This is a genomic window from Sphingopyxis sp. GW821-FHT02C12, from assembly GCF_059421785.1.
Map to the genome: position 1 here is coordinate 1,719,890 of NZ_JBWKVQ010000001.1, position 26,142 is coordinate 1,746,031.

19 protein-coding genes are annotated in these 26,142 nt (G+C 67.8%); 9 read left to right on the forward strand and 10 right to left on the reverse strand.

Annotated features, from left to right (window positions below; translation table 11 throughout):
• The first annotated feature begins 143 nt into the window (after positions 1–143).
• The 7 genes from AC07U1_RS08180 to trxA all read left to right on the forward strand — a co-directional run bounded on the left by AC07U1_RS08180 (position 144) and on the right by trxA (position 11,483).
• Positions 144–2,507, forward strand: a complete 2,364-nt coding sequence (locus AC07U1_RS08180; RefSeq protein WP_495176870.1) for a PAS domain-containing sensor histidine kinase — start codon at positions 144–146, stop codon at positions 2,505–2,507.
• A complete protein-coding gene (gene tsaE, locus AC07U1_RS08185; RefSeq protein WP_056345519.1) occupies positions 2,504–2,953 on the forward strand; it encodes a tRNA (adenosine(37)-N6)-threonylcarbamoyltransferase complex ATPase subunit type 1 TsaE in 450 nt (149 codons plus the stop codon). The genes AC07U1_RS08180 and tsaE overlap by 4 nt, the downstream gene beginning before the upstream one ends.
• Positions 2,938–3,933: an aminoglycoside phosphotransferase family protein gene (locus AC07U1_RS08190; protein ID WP_495197680.1), complete on the forward strand. Its 996-nt coding sequence runs from the start codon at positions 2,938–2,940 to the stop codon at positions 3,931–3,933. Before tsaE ends, AC07U1_RS08190 begins: the two co-directional genes overlap by 16 nt.
• Positions 3,930–4,649, forward strand: coding sequence for a nucleotidyltransferase family protein (locus AC07U1_RS08195; RefSeq protein ID WP_495176868.1), 720 nt, complete (start codon positions 3,930–3,932; stop codon positions 4,647–4,649). Before AC07U1_RS08190 ends, AC07U1_RS08195 begins: the two co-directional genes overlap by 4 nt.
• Positions 4,642–7,635, forward strand: coding sequence for a double-strand break repair protein AddB (gene addB, locus AC07U1_RS08200; RefSeq protein WP_495176867.1), 2,994 nt, complete (start codon positions 4,642–4,644; stop codon positions 7,633–7,635). Before AC07U1_RS08195 ends, addB begins: the two co-directional genes overlap by 8 nt.
• Positions 7,632–11,099, forward strand: a complete 3,468-nt coding sequence (gene addA / locus AC07U1_RS08205) for a double-strand break repair helicase AddA (RefSeq protein WP_495176866.1) — start codon at positions 7,632–7,634, stop codon at positions 11,097–11,099. Before addB ends, addA begins: the two co-directional genes overlap by 4 nt.
• A 63-nt stretch (positions 11,100–11,162) precedes the next feature.
• Positions 11,163–11,483 (forward strand): thioredoxin TrxA, encoded by a 321-nt coding sequence (trxA, locus tag AC07U1_RS08210; protein ID WP_495176865.1) that lies wholly within the window; start codon positions 11,163–11,165, stop codon positions 11,481–11,483.
• A 99-nt stretch (positions 11,484–11,582) separates the two neighbouring features.
• On the opposite strand, the gene AC07U1_RS08215 is transcribed toward trxA, so the two are convergent.
• The 5 genes from AC07U1_RS08215 to AC07U1_RS08235 form a co-directional block, all read right to left on the reverse strand.
• Positions 11,583–12,194, reverse strand: a complete 612-nt coding sequence (locus tag AC07U1_RS08215; RefSeq protein WP_495176864.1) for a glutathione S-transferase family protein — start codon at positions 12,192–12,194, stop codon at positions 11,583–11,585.
• Positions 12,195–12,198: 4 nt separating this feature from the next.
• Positions 12,199–13,425 (reverse strand): bifunctional glutamate N-acetyltransferase/amino-acid acetyltransferase ArgJ, encoded by a 1,227-nt coding sequence (gene argJ, locus AC07U1_RS08220; protein WP_495176863.1) that lies wholly within the window; start codon positions 13,423–13,425, stop codon positions 12,199–12,201.
• Between the two features lie 213 nt (positions 13,426–13,638).
• A complete protein-coding gene (locus AC07U1_RS08225; protein ID WP_495176862.1) occupies positions 13,639–15,075 on the reverse strand; it encodes an aldehyde dehydrogenase family protein in 1,437 nt (478 codons plus the stop codon).
• A gap of 98 nt (positions 15,076–15,173) precedes the next feature.
• Complete coding sequence (locus AC07U1_RS08230) at positions 15,174–16,484, reverse strand: M20/M25/M40 family metallo-hydrolase (protein ID WP_495176861.1); 1,311 nt, start codon at positions 16,482–16,484, stop codon at positions 15,174–15,176.
• 63 nt (positions 16,485–16,547) lie between these two features.
• A complete protein-coding gene (locus AC07U1_RS08235) occupies positions 16,548–17,063 on the reverse strand; it encodes a hypothetical protein (RefSeq protein ID WP_056345545.1) in 516 nt (171 codons plus the stop codon).
• Positions 17,064–17,199: 136 nt separating this feature from the next.
• On the opposite strand from AC07U1_RS08235, the gene AC07U1_RS08240 reads away from it, so the two are divergent.
• Both AC07U1_RS08240 and AC07U1_RS08245 read left to right on the forward strand, forming a co-directional pair.
• Entirely contained in the window at positions 17,200–17,409 is a 210-nt protein-coding gene (locus tag AC07U1_RS08240; RefSeq protein WP_056345548.1) for a helix-turn-helix transcriptional regulator, read from the forward strand.
• Positions 17,410–17,414: 5 nt separating this feature from the next.
• Positions 17,415–18,071, forward strand: a complete 657-nt coding sequence (locus tag AC07U1_RS08245) for a hypothetical protein (RefSeq protein ID WP_156377608.1) — start codon at positions 17,415–17,417, stop codon at positions 18,069–18,071.
• A gap of 5 nt (positions 18,072–18,076) precedes the next feature.
• Here the strand turns inward: AC07U1_RS08245 and AC07U1_RS08250 are convergent, their stop codons facing one another.
• The 5 genes from AC07U1_RS08250 to AC07U1_RS08270 all read right to left on the reverse strand — a co-directional run bounded on the left by AC07U1_RS08250 (position 18,077) and on the right by AC07U1_RS08270 (position 26,091).
• On the reverse strand, positions 18,077–20,866 hold the full coding sequence (locus tag AC07U1_RS08250; protein WP_495176860.1) for a DUF3857 domain-containing protein: 2,790 nt from the start codon (positions 20,864–20,866) through the stop codon (positions 18,077–18,079).
• A gap of 142 nt (positions 20,867–21,008) precedes the next feature.
• A complete protein-coding gene (locus AC07U1_RS08255; protein ID WP_495176859.1) occupies positions 21,009–21,437 on the reverse strand; it encodes a hypothetical protein in 429 nt (142 codons plus the stop codon).
• Positions 21,438–21,852: 415 nt separating this feature from the next.
• Positions 21,853–23,265: a type I glutamate--ammonia ligase gene (gene glnA / locus AC07U1_RS08260; RefSeq protein ID WP_187140990.1), complete on the reverse strand. Its 1,413-nt coding sequence runs from the start codon at positions 23,263–23,265 to the stop codon at positions 21,853–21,855.
• A 72-nt stretch (positions 23,266–23,337) separates the two neighbouring features.
• Positions 23,338–23,676: a P-II family nitrogen regulator gene (locus AC07U1_RS08265; protein ID WP_037518110.1), complete on the reverse strand. Its 339-nt coding sequence runs from the start codon at positions 23,674–23,676 to the stop codon at positions 23,338–23,340.
• A gap of 228 nt (positions 23,677–23,904) precedes the next feature.
• Entirely contained in the window at positions 23,905–26,091 is a 2,187-nt protein-coding gene (locus tag AC07U1_RS08270; RefSeq protein WP_495176858.1) for a PQQ-dependent dehydrogenase, methanol/ethanol family, read from the reverse strand.
• Between the last annotated feature and the right edge of the window lie 51 nt (positions 26,092–26,142).

Genomic DNA, 26,142 nt, shown 5'->3' on the forward strand with positions numbered 1-26,142 from the left:
CGAAAACTGTGGACGGCGCGCCCATCGGAAGGTGGGACGCGCCGTTCCGCTGTGACATGCGATTGAAACATGCACCCATCGCCTTTAGGGCTGGCTATCATGGCAAGGGCGTCGGTGGCGGAAAAGCGGGAGCGTGACGGAGGATGAGCGGCGCGCTGTCCCCGACCCTGACGTTCGCGCTCGGCGGCTTCGCGGCGCTGTGGCTGCTGCTCGGCATCTGGGCGGCGGGGCGCGGGCTGGCGATGCAGCGGCGATCGGCCTTTGCCGCGGCGCAGACCGAGCGGCTGGCGAGCCTGATCGAAGCTTCACCCTATCTGCCCGTCGTCGTGCGCGGCGACTGGCGCATCGAGGCGAGCGAGCGGCTCGGCCGCTGGCTGGGGCTCGAACGCGGCCCCCGCAATTTCGACGAATTGTGCGGGCTGGGCGCGGGCCTCGAAACCCCCGACCATGACGCGCTGCGGCAGGCGATCCTCGGCGCGCAGCGCGGCGCCAAACCCTTCACGATGAGCCTGCGCCCGCAAGGCGGCTCGCGCACGATTCTGGTCCATGGCGGTCCGGCTCCGGCGGCGATCGGCGGGTCGGGCAGCGTGCTGTTGTGGCTCGATGATGCGACCGAAAGCCTGTCGTCGCAGATCGCGCTCAAGTCCGAACGCGACGAGGCGATGGCGGCGTTCGAGGCGCTGTCGGGGCTGATCGAGGTCGCGCCCTTTCCGATGTGGTTCCGCGACCCGCGGCTCGAACTGGCGCTGGTCAACCAGGCCTATGTGAATGCGGTCGAGGCGAAGAGCGCCGATGTCGTGATCGACCAGGGGATCGAACTGCTCGAACCCGTCGCCGGGGTAAGCGCGGGCGAAGCGGCGCAGGCGGCGCGCACCGCCGGGGCGGCGCAAATGCGCACCGTGCCGGTGACGATCGCGGGCGAGCGGCGGATCATGCGCGTCGTCGACGTGCCGCTGACCCCGGCGGGCGGCAAGCCGATCGGGGTCGCGGGCTATGCGATCGACGTGCAGGAGCTGGAGAGCGAGCGCGGCGCGCACCGCCGCTTTGCCGAGACGCAGCGCGAATTGCTCGACCGGTTGTCGGCGGCGGTCGCGCAGTTCGGCCCCGACCAGGGCCTGATCTTCGCGAACCAGCCGTTCCGCCGCATGTTCGACCTCGACGCCGACGCGATCGCCGAAACGCCGGCCCTCGCGCGGCTGCTCGACGCCTGGCGCGACGCCGGGCGGACCCCCGAGGTGCGCGATTATCCCGAATGGCGGCAGGCGCATGTCGACTGGTTCGCGCAGGCGGAGGCGAGTGAGGAGGAGTGGCTGCTGCGCGACGGGACGCATCTGCGCGTCGTCGCCCAGCCGACCCCCGACGGCGGGTTGTTGCTGATCGCCGAGGACCGCACCGAGCAGGTCCAACTCGCCGGGGCGCGTGACACCTTGCTGCGCGTGCGCACCGCGACCTTCGACAATCTGTTCGAGGCGGTGGCGGTGTTCGCCCCCGACGGGCGGCTGCACCTGTGGAACCAACGATTCCGCCGCCTGTGGGGGGTCGACGAGCCGACGCTGGCGGCGCATCCGCGCGTCGATACGCTGATGGGTGGACTGGCCGACTGGCTGGCCAAGCCGAACCAGATCAGCATCGTGCAGGAGGTGATCCGTGCCGCGACGCTGGAGCGGACGCAGCGCGTCGGTGAGATCCGGTTCAAGGACGGGCGCCATTTCGACTTCGCCGCGATCCCGCTGCCCGACGGCAATGCCTTGCTGATCATGCTCGACGTCAGCGACAACCGGAAGATGGAATCTGCGCTGCGCGAACGCAATGAAGCGCTCGAGGCCGCCGACAAGGTCAAGACCGCCTTCCTGTCGCGGATGAGTTACGAGCTGCGCACGCCGCTGACCTCGATCGGCGGCTTTGGCGAGATGTTGCAGGCGGGTTATGCCGGCAAGCTCGCCGAAGGGCAGCAGGCCTATGTCGATGCGATCATGGAATCGGTTGGCGTTCTCGGGCGCCAGATCGACAATGTGCTCGACCTCGCGCAGGGTGAGGCGGGCACGCTCGCGGTCGAGCGCGCGCCGGTCGACGTCGCGGCGCTGCTCGCTGGCGCGCTGGCTGAGGCCAAACCCTTTGCCGCGGCCGAGGGGGTCGAACTGGTCGGCAATATCTCGGCGGCGCTCGGCAGCATCGAAGGCGACGCCGCGCGGCTGTCGCGGCTGGTCGCGGGGCTGCTCGACAACGCGGTCCGCTATACCGCGCCGAGCCGCAAGAAGGGCGGACGCGTACTCCTTCACGCCGATGGCGATGCGAAGGGTGTCGATATCATCGTGTCCGACAATGGCCCTGGGATGCCCGATGCGGTCGCGGCGGTGACCAAGGGCCAGCAGGCGGGGACCCAGAGCGGCGGCATCGGCCTCGCGCTTGCTCGCCAGCTCGTCGCCGCGCACGGCGGCACGATGGAGGTGGTGAGCGAAAAGGGCCAGGGGACGCTGGTCCGCGTAAGTCTGCCGCGCGGCGCATGAGCTTCCGTACCGACTACAGCCTCGCCGAAGCCGAGCGGATCGGTGCGGCGATCGGATTGGCGCTGATCCCCGGCGACGTCGTGCTGTTGTCGGGCGATCTCGGCGCGGGCAAGACGACGCTGGCGCGCGCGATGCTCAAGGCGCGCGGGCTGGCTGGCGAGGCGCCGAGCCCGACCTTTGCGATCGTCCAGCCCTATGCGCCGCCCGAGGTCGACTTGCCGATCGCGCATGTCGATCTCTACCGGATCGAGGACGAGGACGAGCTGATCGAACTCGGCCTCGACGACTATGTTCATGACGGCGCGCTGCTGATCGAATGGCCCGACCGGCTGGGCCAGACGGGCTGGGCCGGTGCGCTGGCACTGACGATTTCGGGAAGCGGCGACGCGCGCGTCTTGACAGCCGCGGTGCCGACGTCTTGGGGGAGCCGATGGCCGCTCCGATGATTCCGCCCCCCCATGCGCCCGCCTTCCTCGCCGCGCATGGCTGGGGCGACGCGCAGATATTGCCGCTTGCGGGCGATGCGTCGTTCCGGCGCTATTTCCGTGTCGTCGGCGAAGGCCGCCAAGCGGTGCTGATGGACGCGCCGCCACAACAGGAAGACTCGCGCCCGTTCATCGCGATCGCCGAATATCTGTGTGAGCAGGGGTTGAATGCGCCGACGATCATCGCGCGCGACCTGGAGCAGGGGCTGCTGCTGATCGAGGATTTCGGCGACGTCCGGCTGCGCGAAACCGTCGACGCGGCGCCGCAGGACGAGATGGCGCATTATGCCGGGGTGACCGATTTGCTCGTCCATTTGCACGCGCAACCACCGATGGCGGACCTGCCGGTGCATGGGCTCGATCAATGGATCGACGAGGTCATGCTGTTCGCCGACTGGTATTGCCCGGCGCTGGACCTCGACGTCGACCGCGACGCGTTTCGCGCGGCGTGGGAGGCGGCGCTGCTGCCGGTCGAAAACGACGGCCTGCCGCGTGTCACCGTGCTGCGCGATTTCCATGCCGAGAATATCATGCTCGTCGCCGGACAGACGGGCGTCGCGCATTACGGCCTGCTCGATTTCCAGGACGCGCTGATCGGTCATCCCGCCTATGATCTGGCCTCGGTGCTCGAGGATGCGCGGCGCGACGTGACCCCGGCGGTCGAGGCGGCGATGCTCGCGCGCTACCAGGGCGCCACCGGGACCGGCATCGAAAACGCCTATTGGGCGCTCGCGGCGCAGCGCAACACGCGCATTCTGGGCGTCTTCGTGCGGTTGTGGAAACGCGACGGCAAGCCGGGGTATCGCCAGTTCCAGCCGCGCATGTGGGGGCTGCTCGAACGCGACCTCGCGCACCCTGCGCTCGCCCCGGTGCGGGCCTGGTTCGACGAGAATATCCCCGCCGACAAGCGCGCGGCGGCGTGGGAAGAATTCGGGGCATGACCGCGAAGATCGAGAGCGCGATGGTGATGGCGGCGGGGCTGGGCAAACGCATGCGCCCCCTCACCGCCACCCGGCCCAAGCCGCTGGTCCGCGTCGCCGGCAAGCCGCTGATCGACCACAGCCTCGACCGGATCGAAGCCGCCGGGATTCCCCACGTAGTGGTCAACGTCCACTATCTAGCCGACGCCCTCGAAGCGCATCTCGCGGCGCAGAAGCGCAATTTCACCATCGCGATTTCGGACGAACGCGACTGGCTGCTCGAAACCGGCGGCGGCATGATGAAGGCGCTGCCGCAACTGACCGGCGACCCGATCCTGATCGTCAACAGCGACAATATCTGGACCGACGGGCCGCAGGACAGCATTGCGCAACTCGCGCGCCACTGGGATAGCGAACGCATGGACGCGCTGCTGCTGGTGATCCGCCAGGCAAGTGCGACGGGGCACGGCGGGCGCGGCGATTTCCATATGGACCCCAATGGGCAATTGTCGCGCCGCAAGCCCGGCCGTATCGCGCCCTTCGTCTATACCGGCGTCCAGCTGGTGTCGCGGCGGCTGCTCGTCGATGCGCCCGAAGGGCCGTTTTCGACCAACATCTTCTGGGACCGCGCGATCGCGGCGCGGCGGCTCTACGGCCTGTCGCACATGGGCCAATGGTTCGACGTCGGCACCCCGGCGAGCATCGGACCGACCGAAGCCGCGCTGACGGATGGCTGACGCCAAGCCGACGGTCTTTTCGATCCCGGTCCAGCGGGCCTTTTCCGACGCGCTCGTCGCCGGACTGATCGCGCGCTTCGCCGACGGTGCGCTGGGGCTCGCCGAGGGGCTGATCCTGTTGCCGAGCAACCGCGCACGCAGCGGGGTACAGGCGGCGTTCGTGCGCGCGGGCGGGCAAGGCCTGCTGATGCCGCGGCTTGTCGTGATCGGCGATGCCGACCTCGACGAAGAGGTTGCGCTGGCGCTCGACCCGATCGACGAGAGCGGCGCGCTGCCGCCGGCGATCGATGCGCTGCGGCGACGATTGATGCTCGCCGCGCTGATCGAGAAACACCGCCCGGCGGGCGAGGAGGCGATCACCGGCGCGGCGGCCTTCCAACTCGCCGAAGGGCTGGGGCGCGTGATCGATCAGCTCCATTATGAGGAGGTCGCGCCCGCGCGGCTCGGCGAGATCGCGGCGGTGCTCGGCGACCTCGCGCAGCATTGGCAGGCGTCGTGGGAGCGGCTGCGGCTGCTCGTCGAGCATTGGCCCGCCGAACTCAAGCGCGCGGGGATGATCGACCGCGCCGAGCGGCGCAACCGCCTGCTCGACCGGGTCAGCCACGGCTGGCGCGTCGCGCTGCCGGCGCGCTTCGTCGTCGCGGCGGGGATCACCACCGCCGCGCCGGCGATCGTCCGGCTGCTCCGCACCGTCGCCGACATGGAGCGCGGCATGGTCGTGCTGCCGGGGCTCGACCTCGGCATGGCGGAGGAAGAATGGGAAGCGCTGGGGCCGGTCGCCGCCGACCCCGATAATCCGGCGCGGCCGCTGGAGACGCATCCGCAATATCATCTGAAACTGCTGCTCGGGCGCATGGGCGTTGCGCGCGGCGAGGTGCGGACGTGGGAGGGCGTGTCGGCGTTCGACGGACCCGAGGCGCGCGCCGGTTTCGTGTCCTTGCTCTTCGCGCCCGCCGCCTACACCGCGCGCTGGCAGGACAAGACCGACCTTGGCGCCGAGATCGCCGGGCTGTCGGGCGCGGTGTTCGCCGACGACGGGCAGGAGGCGCAGGGCATCGCGCTGATGATGCGCGCCGCGGTCGAGACGCCGGGGCGCACCGCGGCGCTGGTCACCCCCGACCGAGCGCTGGCCGAACGCGTCGCGAGCGCGCTGGCGCGCTGGGACATTGCGGTCGACGACAGCGCGGGGCGGCCGCTGGCGAAGCTGCCGCCGGGAACCTTGCTGCTCGGGCTCGCCGAGCTGGCGGCGCGCTTCGACCCCGTGCGGCTGCTCACGGTGCTCGGCCACCCGCTGGTGCGCAAGGGCGAGGCGCGCTTGGCCTGGCTCGACCAGGTGCGGCGGCTCGACCTGCTGCTGCGCGAGCCGGGGCTGACCCCGGGCTGGGACGGGGTGTCGGTGCGCCTCGCGCTGCTCGCCGCCGACAGCAAGGCGCGCGGGCATGGCGCGGCGGCGGCGCTGCACGACTGGTGGGGCGAACTGGTCGCGGGGCTGGGTGTGCATCTTGCACCGCTCAGCGCCGGAACCGCGGTGCCGCCGACGACCCTGCTCGCTGCGCTGCAGGCGGCGCTCGGCTGGCTGACCGGCGACGCGGTGTGGGCGGGTCCGGCGGGGCGTCAGCTCGCCGACCTGTTCGACCGGTGGGTGCTGGCAAAAGGAGCGGGGCTGGCGCTCGTCGCGCCGAGCGATTTTCCCACGATGCTCGCCGACCTGCTCGGCGGCGAGAGCGTAAGGCCGCCCTATGGCGGGCATCCCCGGCTGTTTATCTGGGGGCTGCTCGAGGCGCGGCTGCAGCGCGCCGATGTGATGATATTGGGCGGGCTCGACGAAGGGCGCTGGCCGCCGGCGGTCACCCCCGATCCCTGGCTCGCGCCGGGCATCCGCCGTCTGCTCGGCCTCGGGGCGCCCGAGCGGCAGCAGGGCATGGCGGCGCACGATTTCGCCGGGGCGCTCGCCGCGGCCAAGGTGGTGGTGACGCGCGCTTTGCGCAGCGGCGGCGACCCCGCGGTCGCGTCGCGTTTCTGGCTGCGGTTGAGCGCACTCGCGGGCGACCTGCCCGAAGCGCAAATCGGCGGGCAAGTGGTCGCAGGGCTGGCCGCATTGCTCGATGTGCCCCCGGGCGATCCCGAACCCGCGCCGCGCCCCGAATTTTCGCCGCCTGCCGACGCGCGGCCCGATGCGATCAGCGTCACCGGGGTCGACCAGCTCGCGCGCGATCCCTTTGCCTTTTACGCGGCGAAGATCTTGCGGCTGAGCGCGCTCGATGCGCTGAGCCAGGGCCCCGACGCCAAATGGTTCGGGACGCGCGTGCATGCATTGCTCGAGGATTGGCAGCGCGCCGGGATGACCGAGGGGGCACTGGAAAAGGAACTGGCGGCGCTCTCCGCCGATCCGGCGCTCGATGCGCTGGCGCGCGCCTTCTGGTTGCCGCGCATAATACCGTCGCTGCGCTGGGCGGCGGAGCGCGTCTGGGCCGAACGCGACAAGCGCTGGCCGGTCGCAAGCGAGGTGAAGGGCGCGATTGTCGTCGATGGCATCCGGCTGCACGGCAAGGCCGACCGCATCGACCAGCTCGCCGACGGCAGCCTCGCGATTGTCGATTATAAGAGCGGTTCGGCGCCGTCGGGCACCGCGGCGGCGGCGGGTCTCGACAACCAGCTCGGCCTGCTCGGGCTGATCGCCGAGGCGGGGCAGGCCGACGGACTCGACGCGGCGCCGGTCGGAGCCCTTGAATATTGGAGCCTGAAGCGCGACCGCGCGAAGGGCGAAGAGGGCAAGGTGTCGGCGACGCATGGTTCGCGGCGCGAGCTGAAGAGTGCGGAAGAAGCTGTCGAACGCGCGGCCGAAGCGCTCGCCGACCTGACGACACGCTTCCTGCTCGGCGCCGAACCCTTCGTTCCCGGCGATGCCGCGAAGCGGTACAGCGATTTCGATCAGCTGATGCGGCGCGACGAGTGGTTCGGGCGCGACGACGGGGGCGCGGCATGACGCGGCTGTTCGATCTCGATCCCGGCCAGAGCGCCGCCGCGAACCCCGACGATCATGTCTGGCTCGGCGCGTCGGCGGGCACGGGCAAGACGCAGGTGCTGTCGGCGCGGGTGCTGCGGCTGATGCTTGGCGGCGTGTCGCCCGAGGCGATCCTGTGCATCACCTTCACCAAGGCGGGGGCCGCCGAAATGGCGCACCGCATCCACGAGCGGCTGGCCCTGTGGGTGCGCATGGACGACGGCGATTTGCGGCTCGACCTGCGCGCATTGGGCGCCGATTGGGACGCGGCGGGGATCATCGATCGCGCGCGCTCCTTGTTCGCGACGGTGATCGACAGCCCCGGCGGCGCGATCCGGGTCCAGACGATCCACAGTTTCTGCCAGACCCTGCTTGCGAGCTTTCCATTGGAAGCGAAAATCCTGCCGGGGTTCCGTCCGCTGGAGGATAACGAGGCGAGCGCGTTGCAGCGCGAGGTGCTGGGCAAATTGCTCGGGCAGAAGGATGGCGATGGCGATGGCGATGCGATGCGCGGCGTCGCGGCGATGCTGGCGCGGCGGATGGGGCAGGATGCCGCGATCGCTTTTCTGGTGCGCTGCGCGGGCAGTTTCGGTGCCGCCAACCAGCCGCGCCTGTCCCCGAAGGCGGGCGATGTGCGCGACGCGCTGGGGCTGCCGCAGGGCGATCCGGCGGCCTTTCAGATTGCGGCGCTCGAGCACGGGCTGGTTGCCGATGCCGATATCGCGGCGGTCGCCGCAAGCGGGCGGGCATGGGGCACCAAGACCGGCGAGGCGCGCGCCGAACTGATGGGCGACTGGTCGCGCGTCGATGTGGCGACGCGCGGCGCGATGCTTGTCGCGCTGCGCGGCTGCTTTGTCACCGGCACCGGCGACCTGCGCGCCGACTTCGCCAAGGAAACGGGCAAGATGCACGATTGCCTCGGCGCCGCGAGGCGGATCGTCGGGGCGGTCGATGCGCTGGTCGCGACTGCGGCGGCGATGGCGGTCGCCGACGACCTCACCGCCGCCTGGGATTTGGGGAGCCGCTTTGCCGAGGCCTATGCGCTCGCCAAGCGCGCAGCGGGGCTCGCCGATTTCGACGATCTGATCGGCATCGCGCTGCACCTGCTCGGGCGCGGCGATTTCGGCGACTGGGTGCGGTTCAAGCTCGACCAGCGTAACGACCATATTTTGGTCGACGAGGCGCAGGACACTAATGCGCGGCAGTGGGCGATCATCCTGTCATTGGCCGAGGAATTTTTTGCCGGGCAGGGCGCGAAGGACGAACGAGTCCGCACGATGTTCACCGTCGGCGACCGCAAGCAGGCGATTTTTGGTTTCCAGGGCACCGAGCCCGCGGCGTTCGAGGCGGCGCGGCTGCGCTTCAGTCAGCGCGCGGCTGAGGGCGAGCGGCCCTTCAAGGGTGTTGATCTGGTCACCAATTACCGATCGAGTCCCGCCGTGCTCGACGTGGTGGACCAATGGATCGCAGCAGGCGCGACCGAATTGATGGGGCTCGACAGCGGTGAAAAACAGCCGCTGCCTTTCAAGAGTGCGCATCCGGGGCGGGTCGAGCTGTGGCAGCCGCTGCCGGTGGGCAAGGCGCTCGATATCGCCGACGAGGAGGAGGCGGTCGAGGCCGAGAGTGAGGACGGCGAAGGCGCGCCGAGCGCCGACAGCCTCGCCGCCGCGAGCGATCCCGCGAGCCTGCGGCTGTCGCGCGCGATCGCCGACGAGGTGCAGGACTGGATCGCCAACGGCAAGGACGGGCGCAGCGTCGCGCCGGGCGATGTGCTGATCCTCGTGCGGCGGCGCCGCGACCTTGCGGCGCGGATCGTCGCGCGGCTCCAGTCGCGCCATGTGCCGGTCGCGGGCGTCGACCGCTTCGCGCTGACCCAGCCGCTCGCCGTGCAGGACCTGCTCGCGGCGATGCGCTTTGCGGTACAGCCGCTCGACGACCTCAACCTTTCGGCTTTGCTCGTCTCGCCTTTGTTTGGCTGGTCGCAGGAGGCCTTGTTCGGTTTTGCCCATGGGCGGACGTCGTCTTTATGGGCGGTCTTGCGGGACCGCCGCGACGAGGTTCCGGCAGAAACGATGACGGCGCTTGGCGAGCTGCTCGGCATGGCCGATTTCACCACGCCCTTCCGCTTCCTCGATCGGGTCCTGTCGGGGCCGATCGACGGGCGGCGCAAACTCTATGCGCGGCTGGGGCGCGAGGCGCGCGACCCGATCGACGAACTGCTCGCGCAGGCGCTGGCCTTTGAGCGGCTCGAGGTGCCGTCGCTGCTCGGCTTCCTGGCGCGGATCGACGCGAGCACCGCCGACATCAAGCGCCAGACCGAGGCGCGCAGCGACGTCGTGCGCGTGATGACCGTCCACGGGTCGAAGGGGTTGCAGGCGCCGATCGTCATCCTTGCCGATGCGACCGACGATCCGGCGTCGAAACGGCTGAGCTTCGACCTGTCGCTGAACGGCTGGGACAAATTGCCGGCCTTCGCGCTCGGCAAGGAGGAGCGTTACGGCAAGGTCGCCGAGGCGCATGATGCGAAGGCGCGTGCCGAGCTGCAGGAGCATTGGCGGCTGCTCTATGTCGCGATGACGCGCGCTGAAGAATTGCTGGTCGTCACGGGCATCACCAAGACCGCCGATCGGACGCTGCCCGATAACAATTGGCACGGCGCGGTCGATGCGGTGATGGAGGGCATGGGGCTCGGCTGGGAGGATGCCGGGCCGCGCTGGGGGCAGAAGCGCGTCCATGCGGTGCAGGCGAAGAAATGGGCGCGCCCGGCGAAGGCGAAGGGGCCGGTCGTCGCGCCGGTGGTCGTTCCCGACTGGGCGCAGCGACCCGCCCCCGATGAGGCGCGGCCGCCGCGACCGCTGGCGCCGTCGGCGCTGGGCGACGACGATGTCGCGGTGCCGCCGCAGGGGACGCTACGCGCCGATGCGGTGTCGCGCGGATTGCTCCTCCATTCGCTCTTCGAGCGGTTGCCGCCGGTCGCCCCGGCGCGGCGGCGCGCGGCGGCGCTGCACTGGCTGGGGGTGCAGGCGCCCGACCTCGATGCGGCAGCGCATGGCGCGCTGGTAGACGAGGTGCTGGCGGTGATTGAGGATCCGGAGCATGCCGTGATCTTCGGAACCGGATCGCTCGCCGAAGTGCCGCTGTCGGCGGTGGTCGAGGGCGCAGTGGTCGCGGGGATCGTCGACCGGCTGCTGGTGACGGGCGATCTGGTGACGGTTGTCGATTACAAGACCGGGCGGCATGTGCCGGCGTCGGCGGGCGAGGTCGCGCCGGCGTACCTTCGGCAGATGGCGGCCTATCGCGATGCGCTCGCGGTGATCTTCCCTGGGCGGCGGGTTGCGGCGGCCTTGCTCTACACCGCGGGGCCGACGCTGATCTCGCTCGACGATGCGGTGCTGGCGCCGCACAAGCCGGGCTTGCTGGCAACCAAGGCGAATTTGCCGGGTTGAGGACTTGAGCCGGACGCGCCGACTGCCTAGCTTGGGACCAAGCAGATTTTCAGGAGACCTTAGATGGGTACCAAAGCGATTACCGACGCTAGCTTCCAGGCCGACGTCCTCGACAGCGAGACGCCCGTGCTCGTCGATTTCTGGGCCGAATGGTGCGGCCCGTGCAAGATGATCGGCCCTTCGCTCGAAGAGATTTCGGACGAACTCGCGGGCAAGGTGGTGATCGCCAAGCTCAACATCGACGATCATCCCGATGCGCCGGGCAAATATGGCGTGCGCGGCATCCCGACGATGATCCTGTTCAAGAATGGCGAGATCGCCGACACGAAGGTCGGCGCGGCGCCGAAGAGCGCCCTCAAGGGCTGGCTCGAAAGCGCGCTCTAGACCTTTTCCGTCATTGCGAGGAGCGAAGCGACGCGGCAATCCAGAGTCGGCGTAAATGGCCCTGGATTGCTTCGCTCGCAATGACGAGTGTAAATATCCTCAGGTCAGCGGGATCATCACCTGTTCGGCATAGCCCGGGCGTTCCCTGATCCGCGCGTACCAGTCCTCGACATGCGGTAGCGAGGGCCGCTCGATGGCGAGCGAAAACCAAGTGTGGGTGTAGACGCCCATCGGAATGTCGCCGACACCGAAATCGTCCCCCGACAGCCAAGGCGCGCGCGCGAGCGCGGTGTCGAGGATCGCCATCTGTGCGGCGCAGCGCTTCGCCGAGGCGGCGATCGCGGCCGGGTCGCGATCCTCGGGCGCCTTGCGGACGAGATTGATGAAGGCGTCGCGCTGCGCGTCGGCATAGCCCGCCTGCCAGTCCATCCATTTGTCGCCCACCGCGCGCGCTGCGGGATCGGCCGGCCAGAAGCGCGTCCCGCCATGCTTTGCCGCGAGGTAGCGCAGGATCGCGTTCGATTCCCACAGCGTCACGTCGCCGTCGTCGATCGTCGGGATCAGCGCATTGGGATTTTTGGCGCGATAGGCGGCGTCCATGCCGAACGCGCCGCCGACGTCGTGGCGAACGAAATCGATGCCGAGTTCGACCGCGAACCAGGCGACCTTCTTCACATTGTGCGAATTGAGGCGGCCCCAGATCGTCAGCATGGCCTCAGCTCCGATAATCAGCGTTGATGCTGATGTAACCGTGCGTCAGGTCGCAGGTCCACACCGTCGCGCGGCCGTCGCCGAGGCCGAGGTCGGCGCCGATGCGCACCTCCAGACCTTTGAGATGTGCCGCGACGGGCGCTTCGTCATAGCCGTCGACGGGCAGGCCCTGTTTCGCAACCCAATGGTCGCCGAAGCGGATCGCGAGCCGGTCGCGGTCGGCGGGTTCGCCCGCCTTGCCCACCGCCATCACGACGCGGCCCCAGTTCGCGTCCTCGCCCGCGATCGCGGTCTTCACGAGCGGTGAGTTGGCGATGGCGAGCGCGACGCGCTTGGCGCTGTGATCGTCGGCCGCGCCGCTGACCTCGATCTCGATGAATTTCGACGCGCCTTCGCCGTCGCGCACGACTTGCTGCGCGAGGTCGAGCGAGACCTGCCGGATCGCCGCGTAGAGCGCGTCGGCGCCGGCGTCGTCCCATGATTGGAGGGGCACATTGCCCGCCTGACCGGTGGCGAAGAGCAGCACGGTGTCGCTGGTCGAGGTGTCGCTGTCGACGGTGATGCTGTTGAAGCTGGGGCCGGTCGCTTCGGTCAGCATCGCCTGCAGCAGCGCGGGCGCGACCGCAGCGTCGGTGAAGATGTAACCGAGCATCGTCGCCATGTCGGGTGCGATCATGCCCGATCCCTTGACGATGCCCGCGACCTGCACGGTGCGGTCGCCGATGACGGCGCTCGCGGCCGAGCCCTTGGCGAAGGTGTCGGTGGTGCAGATGGTTTCGGCGGCGGCTTCCCATGTGCAGGGTTCCGCGGTGAGCGCGGCATCGACCCCGGCGCGCGCCCTGTCCTTGGGCAGCGGCACGCCGATGACGCCGGTCGAGCTGACGAAGATGTCGGTCGGTGCGCAGCCGAGATGGTCGGCGACCTGGCCCATGATCTGTTCAACCGCCTCGCGCCCGCGATAGCCGGTGAAGGCGTTGCTGTTGCCGGCGTTGACGATAAGGGCGCGGGCCGAACCATCCTTGACCTGTTCGCGGCCGAGTTCGACTTCGGACGAGCAGCAGACATTGCGCGTGAAGACGCCCGCGACGGTCGTGCCCGGCGTGAGTTCGACATAAGTGAGGTCGCAGCGGTCCCAATTCTTGTACTGCGCGCGCGCGACGCGAAGGGTGACGCCGGCGATGGCGGGGAGCGCGGGAAAGGCGGCGGGGGCGAGCGGAGAGCGGCTGGTCATGATGGGGGTGCGTGTAGCTTTCCGGGAGGCAAAGAAAAACCCCTCCCCGACAGGGAGGGGTCTTCAATCCTCCCTGTCGCGAAGCGATGGGGAGGTGGCAGCCGCGTAGCGGCTGACGGAGGGGCCTTGGCGCAGGCGTCGCTGGCCCCTCCACCACCGCTTCGCGGCGGTCCCCCCTCCCCACGGCTTCGCCGCAGGGAGGATTTTTTCGACTTACGCCGGAATGCCGCTGATCGCCTTGATCTCCATGAAGTCCTTGAGGCCGAACAACCCGCCTTCGCGGCCGTTGCCCGACGCCTTGTAGCCGCCGAACGGCGCGCCCGGGGCGGGACCCCAATTGTTCACCGCGACCATGCCGGCGCGCAGTTTCGGAGCGACGTCGGCGGCCTTGGCGGGGTCGCCCGAGATCACCGCCGACAGGCCATATTCGGTGTCGTTGGCGACCGCGATCGCTTCGTCGAGCGTGTCATAGGCCATGACGGTGGCGACGGGGCCGAACACTTCCTCGTTGGCGATGCGCATGTTCGGGGTGACGCCCGAGAAGACGGTGGGCTTGATATAATAGCCGCGGTTGACGTTGGCCGGCAGGCCGGTGCCACCGGTTTCGAGCGTCGCGCCCTCGTCGATCGCCGACTGGATCAGGCCCTGGATCTTGTCGAATTGCGCCTTGTTGACGACGGGGCCGATGTGACCGCCTTCGGTCATCGGATCGCCGACCGAGGTGCCGTCGAACATCGCCTTGATGACCCCGATCGCTTCGGCCTCGCGCTCCTTCTGGACGAGGATGCGAGTCGGCGCGATGCAGCTCTGGCCGGTGTTGATCAGCACGCCCTGCACCGTCGGGGGCAGCACGGCGGCGAGGTCGGCGTCGGGCAGGACGAGGTTCGGCGACTTGCCGCCGAGTTCCTGATGGACGCGCTTGACCGTGTCGGCGGCTGCCTTCGCCACGAGGATGCCGGCGCGGGTCGAGCCGGTGAAGCTGACCATTTCGATGCCGGGGTGCGACGAGATCGCATTGCCCACGGTCGGGCCGTCACCCTGCACGAGGTTGAACACGCCCGGGGGTACGCCCGCAGCGTCGAGGATTTCGGCGAAGATGGTCGCGTTGCCCGGGCATTCTTCCGAGGGTTTCAGCACCATGCAGTTGCCACCGGCGAGCGCCGGGGCGACCTTGAGCGCGATCTGGTTGAGCGGCCAGTTCCACGGGGTGATCATGCCGACGACGCCCATCGGTTCATAGACGACGGTGTTGGCGCCATGCTGTTCCTTGAACTGGAAGTCCTTCAGCGCGGCGATGGTGCCGAGGAAACCGCCGAGTCCGGCGGGGGCCTGTGCGGCGGCGGCGAAGCTGACGGGTGCGCCCATTTCGGCGGCCATCGACTTGGCGAGGTCGGGGATGCGCTTCTTATATTCCTCGACGATGCGGTTCAGCAGGTCGAGCCGTTCCTCGCGGCTGGTCTGCGAGAAGCTGACGAAGGCCTTTTTCGCAGCTTCGACTGCGGCGTCGACGTCGGCGGCGGTGCCGAGCACGATCGTCGTCGTGGCTTCCTCGGTCGAAGGGCTGATGACCTGATGTTCCTTGCCGCCCTGGCTGTCGACCCACTGGCCGCCGATGTAATTTTGTTTCAGGTGCGTTTCGAAGTTGCTCATTTTCTCTCTCCCATCGGCGGTTCCGGATACGTATCGGATTGCTACCTAATGACGGCGGCGAATGAATCAAGCGCGGTCTGGCGCTAAATTTGGCGCGGTCAGCGCTTTTCGGCGGCGAGGCGCGACATCAGGATCGCTGCGCGGGTCGCCTGCCGCTCGATGCTCGGCAGGTCGACGGCCTCGCCCGGCGCATGGTCGCCGGTCGAATAGGGGCCGAGGCCCGCGAGCCCGTCGACATCGGCGGCGACGAAGCTGATGTCGCCGGCGCCGCGCTTGAGCGGATCGAGCGCCGCCATCTCGGCCAGCCCGAGGTCGCGGTTCACGCTGTTGAGCTTGCCCAGCAGCGCGCGGTTGCCGTCGGTCGGCGCCATCGGCGGGTAACCGCCGGGGTCAAAGCTCAGCTTCGCGCCGGTGCCGGGGGCGTGCTCGGCGACGATCGCCGCCATCTTTGCTTTCACCCGCGTCGCCTGTTCGGCGGACAAAGTGCGCAAATCGCCGCGTGCGATCGCGATCGGCGGAATGATGTTGGTCTTGCCGTTGGCGGTCGCGCGGATGCCGCCCGCGTCGAGGGTCGCGTCCTGCCCGCCCGCGATCAGCCCGACGTTGAAGGTCAGGTTCGGTTCGGGGAGTTCAGTGCGGAAACGCGCGATGATGCGGGTGAGTTCATAGATAGCGCCGTCGCCCGCCGCGGCGCTGAAGATGCCCGAGCTGTGCGCCGACTTGCCGGTCGCGGTGACGGTCCAGCTTTCCGACGAGCGCCGCGCGATCGATCCCATGTCGGCGCCGCCATCGCGCACCAGCCCCTCAAAATCGAGCGCGACGTCGCTGCGTTTGCCCGCTTCGACCAGGTCGGCGCGCGCTTTCTCGATCGGATCGCCGGCGTCTTCCTCGTCGCCGGTCATATGGATTTCGATATTGGCGTCCTTGAGCGTTCCCGCCGCCTTCATCGCGCGCAGCGCCGCGACGATGACGACCATGCCGCCCTTGTCGTCGCCCGCGCCGGGCCCTTCGCCCATATCGCCCTTGCGGGTGAAGGCCTGGAACGGCGAATCGGGTTCGAAAACGGTGTCGAGATGGGCGATGAGCAGGAGGCGTTTATTGCCCTGCTTGCCCTTGTGGACCGCGATCAGATGGCCGGCGCGCTTCGTTTCCGGCGTCGGTTTCCAGGTGACCGTGAAACCCAGCGGTTCGAGTTCGGCGCGCATCATCACCGCGACCTTTTCGACGCCGGCGAGGTTCAGCGAGCCGCTATTCTGGTTGACGAGCTTTTCGAGCAGCGCGATCGAGCGTTCCTGCTCGGCGGTGACCGTCTTCGCCATGGCCGCTTCGGCCTTCGACAATTTCGCCTGTGCCGCAGGGGCGAGCACGAGCGACGCGGCGAGGAAGGCGGCAAGCGGCAAGGATTTCATGAAGGAGGCTCCTGAGGGGGGAGCCGCATAGTGGCGTGCGATGTCCCGCGCCGCAAGTCCGCGTCAGGCGGGTTCCTTGACCTCGTCGAAATCCTTGAGCTTTTTCAGCGCCTCATAGGCGATCGCATGCAGCTTTGCGGTGTTGACCGCGAGGCCCTCGGTATCATGGCCCTTCAGCTCGTCGACGTGGAAGACGACCCGCGTCTTGTCGGGCGCCAGTTCCTCGAGGGTGAATTTGAGGCCGGTGGTCACTGCACCGTCGTCGATGCTGTAGAGGATGTGCATTTCGCGCGGGATTTCCATCGCGACCGCATATTTGATCTTGTAGGCGTCGGGGCGCTGTTTGGGGACGACCGCCGACCATTCGGGATCGCCCTTTTCGACCACCAGCTCGTAAAGCTTGGTCGAACCGCCGTTGGTGACCAGCGGCAGCCCGGTGTCGGTGCCGTCGCCGAACATTTTCTTGAACACTTCTTCGCGCGGCGCCGCGACGACTCGCGTCTGATTGACCAGCTCGAGCGCCTTGCCGCAGCCCGCGAGCAGCAGCAGTGCCGCGATCACCGTGATTTTCCGCATCATGGACTGTGCCCCCTGTTCGCCCTGCGCCCGATGTAGCAGCGGCGGGTTAGGAAAGCGTAAGCGTGGCCTGTAAAGAGTGTTTGACAGGCTGGTGTTGATCGCTGTAAAGAGCTCTTGACAGGCGAGAGGATGGTCGTTGGAAAATCGGGTGCGCGATCATCGCGAAGCGGCGGGGTGGAGCCAGGGCGAGCTGGCACGCCGGCTGCAGGTTTCGCGGCAGACGATCAACGCGGTCGAGACCGACAAATATGACCCCAGCCTGCCGCTCGCGCTGCGCATGGCGACCCTGTTCGGGGTCGAGGTGCGGGTGTTGTTTATCGATCACTGGACGCCGGAGAAGGAATGATGACGATGGCCCTGGCAAAGGATGGACGCGGCAAGTGGCGCAAGACGGCCATGAGCACGGCGATGGGCGCGCTGGTCGGCGCGGCGGCGATGTCGGGCGTGCTGGCGCTGGCGGGCACCGACCTGCTCGACGCGATGGGGCCGTCGCGAATCGCGCTCGCCGGGGTCGGGCTCGTCTATTTGCTGATGGCGGCGATGGTGGGGTTCGGCGTCGCGGCGCCGCGCGCCGGGGCCAAAGTGCTCAATGTCGCCGATGCCGACGAGCTGCGCGACGATCGCACCAACCTGCTCTTTTCGACCATCGTCATGGCGCTGCTCGGCGCGACGCTGGTGCTGCTCGCGGTCGCCCGCGGCCCCGATTTCGCGGCCGGCCTCGTCCCCGCCGGCGTCGCCTTCGCGGTGCTGGCGCTGATGCTGGCGGGCGGCGCACTGGTCAGCTGGCTGTGGCGCGACCGGTTCGACGAACTCGGCCGTCAACTCGGGCTCGAGGGTGCATCCTGGGCCTTTTATCTGAGCTGGATCGTCCTGTCGCTGTGGGGCGCCGCCGATTTCCTGGGTCTCGGCGTGCGGCTGACGCCGGTCGACGTGGTGACCATACCCGCCGCCGCGCTCTTGCTCGGATCGTTCGTCGCGATCGGGCGGCGGGGGATGATGGTCCGATAGGCCGGTCAGGGCTTGATCCCGTAGCCCGCATATTCGGCATCGATCCGCCCATGCTGTAGCCGGGCCAGCGCGAGGTCGGCCTGCGCGCCTTCGCGGTCGTTATCCCGCAGCCGGACAATCGCGCGCATGAACAGCGAGGCGGGCAGGTCGGGGCTGATCTTGAGCGCGGCATCGAGGTCGGCGCGCGCCTCCTCCATCCGCCCGAGGCGATAGAAGACCATCGCACGGCTATCGAGCACCGATGCCGGCGTGTCGGTGAGTTCGATCGCACGTGTGCAATCCTTGAGCGCGGTGTCGAGCTGGATCGACCGCGTGCCCTTGAGCCAGCACATCTGGTTGAGCAGGCTCGAATCGCCGGGCCGGTCGGCGAGCGCGGCGGTGAGCAGCGATATCCCCTCTTCGGCGCGGCCCGCCTTGCCGAGCAGGTCGGCCTTGGTCGTCGTCCAGCCGCGCTTGTCCTTGGCGAGCGACATCTGATCATCGGCGAGCGCGATCGCTTCGTCAAAGCGCTCCATCTCCCCCAAAGTCGCCACCTTCCACCCCAGCGCGTCTTCGGACGCCGGGTCGAGTGCCAGCGCCTCGTCGACGTCGACGAGCGCCTTTTCGAATTCGCCGAGCTGGAAATGAACGCTCGAGCGGCTGAGATAGGCACTCGCGTCGCCCTCGCGCCGGATCGCCTCGTCAAGGTCGGCCAGCGCGGCGCGCGGTTCGAAAATGTCGATGTTGAAGGTGGCGCGATTCAGATAGCCGGCGACCGCGTCGGGATCGTCGTCGATCGCCTTTTGATAGGCGGCGAGCAGCGGCCCGAGGCGCTTGTCCTTCTTGGCGGCGGCGATTTCCTCGGCGGGCGAAGGGAAGCCTGCGGGGGCGCGGAGGATGAATTCGCGCTGCTTGGCGGCGGCGACCTGCGCGCGTGCGGCGGGCAATTGGTTCGCCGCGATCTCGGCACCGCTGTTCCAGATCGTCTCGGTCTGATCGAGCCGGTTGCCGGCCAGCTTCGCCTCGCGCCGCATGCCGATGCCGGCGATCGTCAGGTCGGCGGCGGTATCGCCTTCGATCGTATAGCCGGGGCGCGGCGGCAGCTTTAGCGTGAGTTTCTGCACGATGAGGCTCGGCGCGGCCCCGGCGAGCGGGATGTCGCGCCATGCGGCGCGGGTGCGGTCGGCCTTGATCTCGAAATCGGCGACCAGCCCGTCGAGATTGACATAGGCGCGCGGCTCGTCGCGGGACCATGGCTGGCTGCCGATACCCGACGCGCGGATGGTCGCGATCCCCCGTGCCTCGTCGAATTCGATCGACCGGGTATGGATCGTACCGCCCTCGATGAAGCTGCCGAGCGCCCGGCGGGTAAGGCTGCGCAGTTGTTCCGGCGTCGTCTGATCCTTCATGCCGCCGATCCGCGCCGCGAGTTCGCCGCGCATCGTGAAGGAGAGGTCGAAAAGCGGCGGAAAGGCGAGGCCCGCCGACTGGTCATAGGTCAGGCTCAACGAAAAATCGGGCCGCGCCGGTTTCCGCACAGGCAAGGGCAGCAGGTCGTGCCCCGCCGCCGCGACCGGCAGGACGTAGCCGAAGGGCGGCACGTCGGCGAGGTCGTCGATATGGACGCCAGCGGTCGTGCCGTCGAGCCAATAGTCGGTGCCGTCGATCCGCGCCTGGACGACGACATGGTCGAAGGCGCCGAGCGCGGGCAGGCGGGTGGGTAGGAGGTTGCCGAGCTGCGAACTGACGAACGCGGGCTGCGCGTCGATGCCGAGCCGGTCGAGAACTGCGAGCAGCAGCAGCGTCTTGGCCTTGCAGTCGCCGTAGCGCAGCGTCCAGGTCTGCTCGGGCGTCTGTGGCACATAATTGCCGTTGGCGAGGCCGTTGTAGAGATAGCGGATTTCGTTCTGGACGAAAGCGAGCGCGGCGGCGGTCCGCGCCTTCGGGTCGCGGTTCGCCCGGGCGATCTTGTCGATCTCGGCGGCGAGCGTGCCGCCCTCCTTGATCGTGCCCTTTGTCGCATAGAGCGGCGCGGTGGTGCGCGACAGGTCGTTCCACGTGGCGAAGGTCGAAAATTCCAGGCCCGGCGACCGTTTGAAGCGCAGCGGCGCATCTTCGGGCATCTCGTCCTGCTTGATCACCGGCTGCGCCTGGGTGAGGCTATGATAGCCGCCCTGGTCCTGTTCGACCGGGGCGATGCCCTTGCCGAACGCCTTCCATTTGATCGGCAGGCCCTGCGGCCACAGTACGCGCACCGACCCTTGCGCGATCGACGCCGGCTTCGCCTCGACGTCGACCATCGCCTCGCTGTTGTCGGCCAGCACGTCGCTGCGCTCGACGATCGTCGCCGAGAAACGGACGATGTCGCCGACGCGCAGATCCTCGATCGCCGCGGTGCCGGTCAGCAGCCCGTCGATCGTCTTCTGCTCGAAATCCTTTTCGCGGCGCAGCACGGTGAGCTTGAGGCCCTGCGCGAGCAGGTCGATCGTCGCGCCGCCACGCACGATCTGGAGCCTGTGGACGATCAGGTCGTCGCGGTCGGGGTGCCAGACGAACTGCAGGTCATTCCAGTTGCGCAGCGCGTCGGCCGACTGGATGCGAAAGGCATGGTCGCTGAAGGTCGAGCGCTTGTCGGCCTCGATCAATATCTGTTGGTCGCTGAGCAGCCAGGGCGTCGCGGCATCGCCCGCGGGCAACGGTCCGCCGTTTTGCACCACCCATTCGGCGGGCGCCGAATAGAGCGGCGCGTCCGCCGCGAAAGCGGGCGCGGCGAGCGCCAGACAGGTCCCAGCAAGAAAAACGGCAATCGAACGCACGAACAATACTCCCCCTGATCGCGTTCATCTAGCTTGGATCATGGCGGTTACCAATGTCTTTGCAATGACGGGCGGCGGGAAAAGAAACGGCGAGATGAACTCTGTACCTCCTTAAGGTCACAAAGGCCCCCGGTCGGCGGCTTCATTCTGTGCCCTTTGTGCCCTTAACGGGCGCGGCGGGTTCGCGCAGCGCGGCGTGGACGAGCGCCATGTCGGGGCCTCCGGTCACATCGACGGCGCCGCCGCGAAGGATGCGTACCGTGGTGATGCCATTGAGCGCGCGGTCCATCGCATAGTCGAACATCCGCCCGCGCCCGAGATCGAGCGCCCGGTCCCAGGCGTGCGCGAAGCCGTCGGCACCGTCGCGATCACGCAATTTATAGGCCGAACGGCGGCTCATCCCGACGGCTTTCGCGGCGGCGCCGATGGACCCCATCGCCTCGAGCGCGCGGATGAAGCGTTCCTGCGTCAGCGGGGTCCAGCCATCGGCGCGGCGCCGTTGCTGCGGCACGGGGGCGAAGGCGAGGATAGTGCCCTCGAGAATGGTGGTTGGGCGAGTCGGGTCGGTCATCTGCCAGTTTGAAGCATGGCGGGGTAAATTAGGAAAGGGGGTAGGGCGGGTTGCGTGACGAAATAGGATTTCGGGGAGCGGGCGGCCGCGGGCCAGCCTCTTCGTGCCTTTGCGCCTTTAGGTGAACCAAATAAGGTCGGGGCTGTCGGCTTGGCCCTTTTGGAACGGTAGCGAGCGATCGATTGCTGCCTCATCTCTCACATTGTCATTCCCGCGAAAGCGGGAAGCCAGGGATGGGCCAGCTAACGGACGCTCTGGGTCCCCGCTTTCGCGGGGATGACAAAGTAAGAAAGCTGCAATGTCCGCTTCCCACCCCAACGCCGACATTCTCCGTTGCGCCGCTCGCACCACGAACAATAAGGGCGCCCGGTCCCCCCGAACCGGGCGCCCCCCTTGGCAACGCTGATCGCGTGGATCAGGCGCTGTAGTACATGTCGAACTCGACCGGGCTCGGGGTCTGTTCGACGCGATAGACCTCGTCCCACTTCAGTTCGACATAGGCTTCGATCTGGTCCTTGGTGAAGACGTCGCCCTTGAGCAGGAAGTCATGGTCGGCGAGCAGCGCGTCGAGCGCTTCGCGCAAGCTTCCGCAGACGGTCGGGACTTCGGCCAGTTCCTCGGGCGGCAGGTCGTAGAGATTCTTGTCCATCGGGTCGCCCGGGTGGATCTTGTTCTGAATGCCGTCGAGGCCCGCCATCAGCAGCGCCGAATAGCAGAGATAGGGGTTGGCCATCGCGTCGGGGAAGCGGAATTCGACGCGCTTCGACTTGGCGCCCGCACCATAGGGGATGCGGCACGAGGCCGAACGGTTGCGGCTCGAATAGGCGAGCAGCACCGGGGCTTCGAAGCCGGGGACGAGGCGCTTGTAGCTGTTCGTCGTCGGGTTGGTGAAGGCGTTCAAGGCCTTGGCATGCTTGACGACGCCGCCGATGAAATAGAGGCACATGTCGCTGAGGCCCGCATAGCCGTTGCCGGCGAAGAGCGGCTTGCCCTTTTCCCAGATCGAGATGTGCGTGTGCATGCCGCTGCCGTTGTCGTCCTTGATCGGCTTGGGCATGAAGGTCGCGGTCTTGCCATAAGCATGGGCGACCTGGTGGACGACATATTTGTAAATCTGCATGCGGTCGGCGGTTTCGGTCAGCGTGCCGAAGGTCAGGCCGAGCTCGTGCTGCGCCGCGGCGACCTCATGGTGGTGCTTGTCGCACGGCAGGCCGAGTTCGAGCATGGTCGAGACCATCTCGGCGCGGATGTCGACGGCGCTGTCGACCGGCGCGACGGGGAAATAGCCGCCCTTGGCGCGCGGACGGTGGCCGAGGTTGCCGCCTTCATAGCTGCGGCCGGTGTTGGTCGGCAGTTCGATATCGTCGATCTCGAAGCCCGACTTGTTGTAGCCGGTTTCGAAACGGACGTCGTCGAACATGAAGAATTCGGCTTCGGGGCCGACATAGACGGTGTCGCCGATGCCGGTCGAGGCGACATAGGCCTCGGCGCGCTTCGCGGTGGTGCGCGGGTCGCGGGCATAGCCTTCGCCGGTCGACGGTTCGACGATGTCGCAGAAGATCACGAGCATCGGGGTCGCCGAAAAGGGATCGTCATAGACCGCGTCGAGGTCGGGCATCAGGATCATGTCGGATTCGTTGATCGCCTTCCAGCCTTCGATCGACGAGCCGTCGAACATCAGCCCGTCTTCGAGTTCGTCCTCGCCGAGGACCGAGGCGACCATGGTGAGGTGCTGCCACTTGCCCTTGGGGTCGGTGAAGCGCAGGTCGACCCACTCGATGTCGTTTTCCTTGATCCGCGCGATGATATCCTTGGGCTTCGTAGCCATCGTCTATGCTTCCTTCTTGCGAAATGGTCCGGCGTGCCGGGGGTTTTCGGGTTTTCGAAAAGTGCGGAGAATTTAGAGCGCGTCCTCGTTGCGTTCGCCGGTCCGGATCCGCAGCGCGGTCTCGACCGGGATGACGAAGATTTTGCCATCGCCGATGCGGCCGGTCTGCGCGGCGGCTGCGATCGCCTCCACCACGCGTTCGGCCATCGAATCCTCGACGATGACTTCGAGCTTCACCTTGGGCAGAAAGTCGACGACATATTCGGCACCGCGATACAGTTCGGTGTGACCCTTCTGCCGACCGAAGCCCTTGGCCTCGGTGACGGTGATGCCGCTGACACCGACTTCGTGCAGCGCTTCCTTCACTTCGTCGAGCTTGAACGGCTTGATGATCGCCTCAATCTTCTTCACGCTTCTCGTCCCCCTTTGGGCTGGCCGCCGCCCCTTGCGCATCGAGCCGGATCAGGTCGGCCTGTCCGGTTCGCCGTCGAGTCGGTGCGGTGTCCCGCCATCTTGCACCAATCAAAAGCCGTGCCAATTGGCGAATCGCAGGGTTTCAGCAAGAATTTTGAAAGCATATTGCGCCGCTGCCCAAGGGGTGGGCAGCGGCGCAATCTTGCTGCCTAAAAAAGCGGCAGATCAGCGTCCCATCGGCGCTGCGGTGTCGGCGAGGTTGGCCTTGGTCCAGATCGAGCGGTCGACGACATAGGCGCGGATCGCCTCGGCATCGGCGGGCGTGAGCACCTTGGCGAAGCTGACCATGCCGTTGTCCTTGAGCGCCCCGTCGATGATCACGCCCTTCCACGCATCGGCATTGCCCAGCAGGCCCGAGACGCGCAGGTCGGGGGTGAAGCCGTTGCCGATCGCGCTGTCGCCGTGGCAGACCATGCAATAGCGCCCGAAATGCGCCTTGCCCGCCGCGACCTGCGCCGCGGTGCCGAACTGCGCCGGCGGGTTCCAGGCGAACGCCGCCGCCGCGGGCAGGGCGGGGAGCTTTGCGGTGCCGCCGATCTTCATGACGACGAGGCGCGGGATGTTCGGCACCTTGCGCGTGACGCCGCCGGCAACCCCGGCGACGAGCGGGAAGGCGCCGCCCTTGCTGGTCATGAACGCCACATATTGGACGCCGCCGACGCGGAAGGTCGAAGGCGCGCTGACGATCCCCGACTGCATGTCGAGGTCGAGCAACTGCTTGCCGGTGTCGGCGGTGTAGGCGCGGAAGCGGCCGGTGCTGGTGCCCTGGAAGACGAGGTTGCCCGCGGTGGTCATCGTGCCGCCGTTCCACGCCGCCGGATAATCGACCGCCCAGGCGACCTTGCCGGTGCGCGGGTCGAAGGCGACGAGGCGGCCGGTGGTCGCGGCGATTGCGGCGCGGAAGGCGGCCTTGTCGTCGGGCAGCATCGTCTTGTTGAGCGAGGTGCCGACGTTGAAGCCGAGCACCTTGCGCTTGTCGAGCTCGTCCATGTCCTGGAGATAGCCCTGCGGAATCTGCTGCGCCGGGATGTAGACGAGACCCGTCGCCGGGTTGTAGCTCATCGGGTGCCAGTTGTGCGCGCCGAGCGCCCCGGGGATCGCGATGAAGGGCTTGCCGGTCTTGTAGAAGCGCGCCTCGGGATTCTCGATCGGGCGGCCCGTCGCCATGTCGTAGCCGGTCGCCCAGTTGATCCCGTCGACGAAAGGCTTCGCATCGATCAGCTTGCCGCTGGTGCGGTCGATGGTGAAGAAAAAGCCGTTCTTCGGCGCATGGTACAGCACCTTGGTCGGTTTGCCGCCCACCGCCTGCTCGGCGAGGATGATCGGCTGGGTCGCGGTATAGTCCCAGGTTTCGGCCGGGGTTTCCTGATAATGCCATTTATATTTGCCGGTCGAGGCGTCGAGCGCGACGACCGAGGAGAGGAACCAGTTGTCGCCTTCGCCGTTCGAGCGCTCGCCGTGGTTCCATGGATTGCCGTTGCCGACGCCGAGGTAGATCTGGTCGAGATCCTTGTCGTAGACGATCGCGTCCCACACGGTGCCGCCGCCGCCCGACACCTTCCACTCGCCCTTGTCGGGCCAGGTCGCGTTGGCCTTGCTCGCGAAAATGTCGTCGCTGACCGCGCCGTCCGCCTTCTTCTCGGGGTTCGGTGCGGTGTAGAAGCGCCAGCGTTCCTTGCCGGTGTCGGCGTCATAGGCGGTGACATAGCCGCGCACCCCGAATTCGGCGCCGCCGTTGCCGATCAGTACCATGTCCTTCACGACGCGAGGGGCGCCGGTGATGGTGTAAGGCTTTGACGTGTCGAAGGTCTGCGTCGACCATAATTCCTTGCCGGTCTTGCGGTCGAGCGCGATCAGGCGGCCGTCGAGCGCGCCGACGAACAGCTTGTCGCCCCAGACCGCGACGCCGCGATTGACGACGTCGCAGCAGGCCGAAACCGCGCGTTCGCCGGGAACCTTGGGGTCGAATTTCCACAGCAATTTTCCGGTCGCGGCGTCCCAGGCGCTCACCTTCGACCAGGCGTGGGTCACATACATCACGCCATCGACGACGACCGGCGTGGCTTCCTGCCCGCGCGCATCGTCGAGGTCGGCGGTCCAGGCGACGCCGAGCTGGCCGACATTCTTGTCGTTGATGTCGGTGAGCGGGCTGAAGCGCTGTTCGTCGTAGCTGAAGCCGATGGCGCCCCAGTCGTCGCCATTGCCGCCGGTTTTGAGCAGGGTCTCGCTGGCCTGTTCCGCCGCGTCGAGCGATCCGCCGCCGCTTGCGCTCTCATTCTTCGATGCGTTGCATGCCGCCAGTGCCAGCAGCGCGCTGCCCAGCAGCGCGACCGAAAAGACCCGTTTCGCCATCCCATGCTCTCCCGTTCGACGCCTATGCTTGACGTTAACGTCAAGACTGCG

Coding starts and splice junctions, on each gene's coding strand:
- AC07U1_RS08180 (WP_495176870.1), top strand. CDS start 144: ATGAGCGGCGCGCTGTCCCCGACCCTGACGTTCGCGCTCGGCGGCTTC.
- tsaE (WP_056345519.1), top strand. CDS start 2,504: ATGAGCTTCCGTACCGACTACAGCCTCGCCGAAGCCGAGCGGATCGGT.
- AC07U1_RS08190 (WP_495197680.1), top strand. CDS start 2,938: ATGGCCGCTCCGATGATTCCGCCCCCCCATGCGCCCGCCTTCCTCGCC.
- AC07U1_RS08195 (WP_495176868.1), top strand. CDS start 3,930: ATGACCGCGAAGATCGAGAGCGCGATGGTGATGGCGGCGGGGCTGGGC.
- addB (WP_495176867.1), top strand. CDS start 4,642: ATGGCTGACGCCAAGCCGACGGTCTTTTCGATCCCGGTCCAGCGGGCC.
- addA (WP_495176866.1), top strand. CDS start 7,632: ATGACGCGGCTGTTCGATCTCGATCCCGGCCAGAGCGCCGCCGCGAAC.
- trxA (WP_495176865.1), top strand. CDS start 11,163: ATGGGTACCAAAGCGATTACCGACGCTAGCTTCCAGGCCGACGTCCTC.
- AC07U1_RS08215 (WP_495176864.1), bottom strand. CDS start 12,194: ATGCTGACGATCTGGGGCCGCCTCAATTCGCACAATGTGAAGAAGGTC.
- argJ (WP_495176863.1), bottom strand. CDS start 13,425: ATGACCAGCCGCTCTCCGCTCGCCCCCGCCGCCTTTCCCGCGCTCCCC.
- AC07U1_RS08225 (WP_495176862.1), bottom strand. CDS start 15,075: ATGAGCAACTTCGAAACGCACCTGAAACAAAATTACATCGGCGGCCAG.
- AC07U1_RS08230 (WP_495176861.1), bottom strand. CDS start 16,484: ATGAAATCCTTGCCGCTTGCCGCCTTCCTCGCCGCGTCGCTCGTGCTC.
- AC07U1_RS08235 (WP_056345545.1), bottom strand. CDS start 17,063: ATGATGCGGAAAATCACGGTGATCGCGGCACTGCTGCTGCTCGCGGGC.
- AC07U1_RS08245 (WP_156377608.1), top strand. CDS start 17,415: ATGGCCCTGGCAAAGGATGGACGCGGCAAGTGGCGCAAGACGGCCATG.
- AC07U1_RS08255 (WP_495176859.1), bottom strand. CDS start 21,437: ATGACCGACCCGACTCGCCCAACCACCATTCTCGAGGGCACTATCCTC.
- glnA (WP_187140990.1), bottom strand. CDS start 23,265: ATGGCTACGAAGCCCAAGGATATCATCGCGCGGATCAAGGAAAACGAC.
- AC07U1_RS08270 (WP_495176858.1), bottom strand. CDS start 26,091: ATGGCGAAACGGGTCTTTTCGGTCGCGCTGCTGGGCAGCGCGCTGCTG.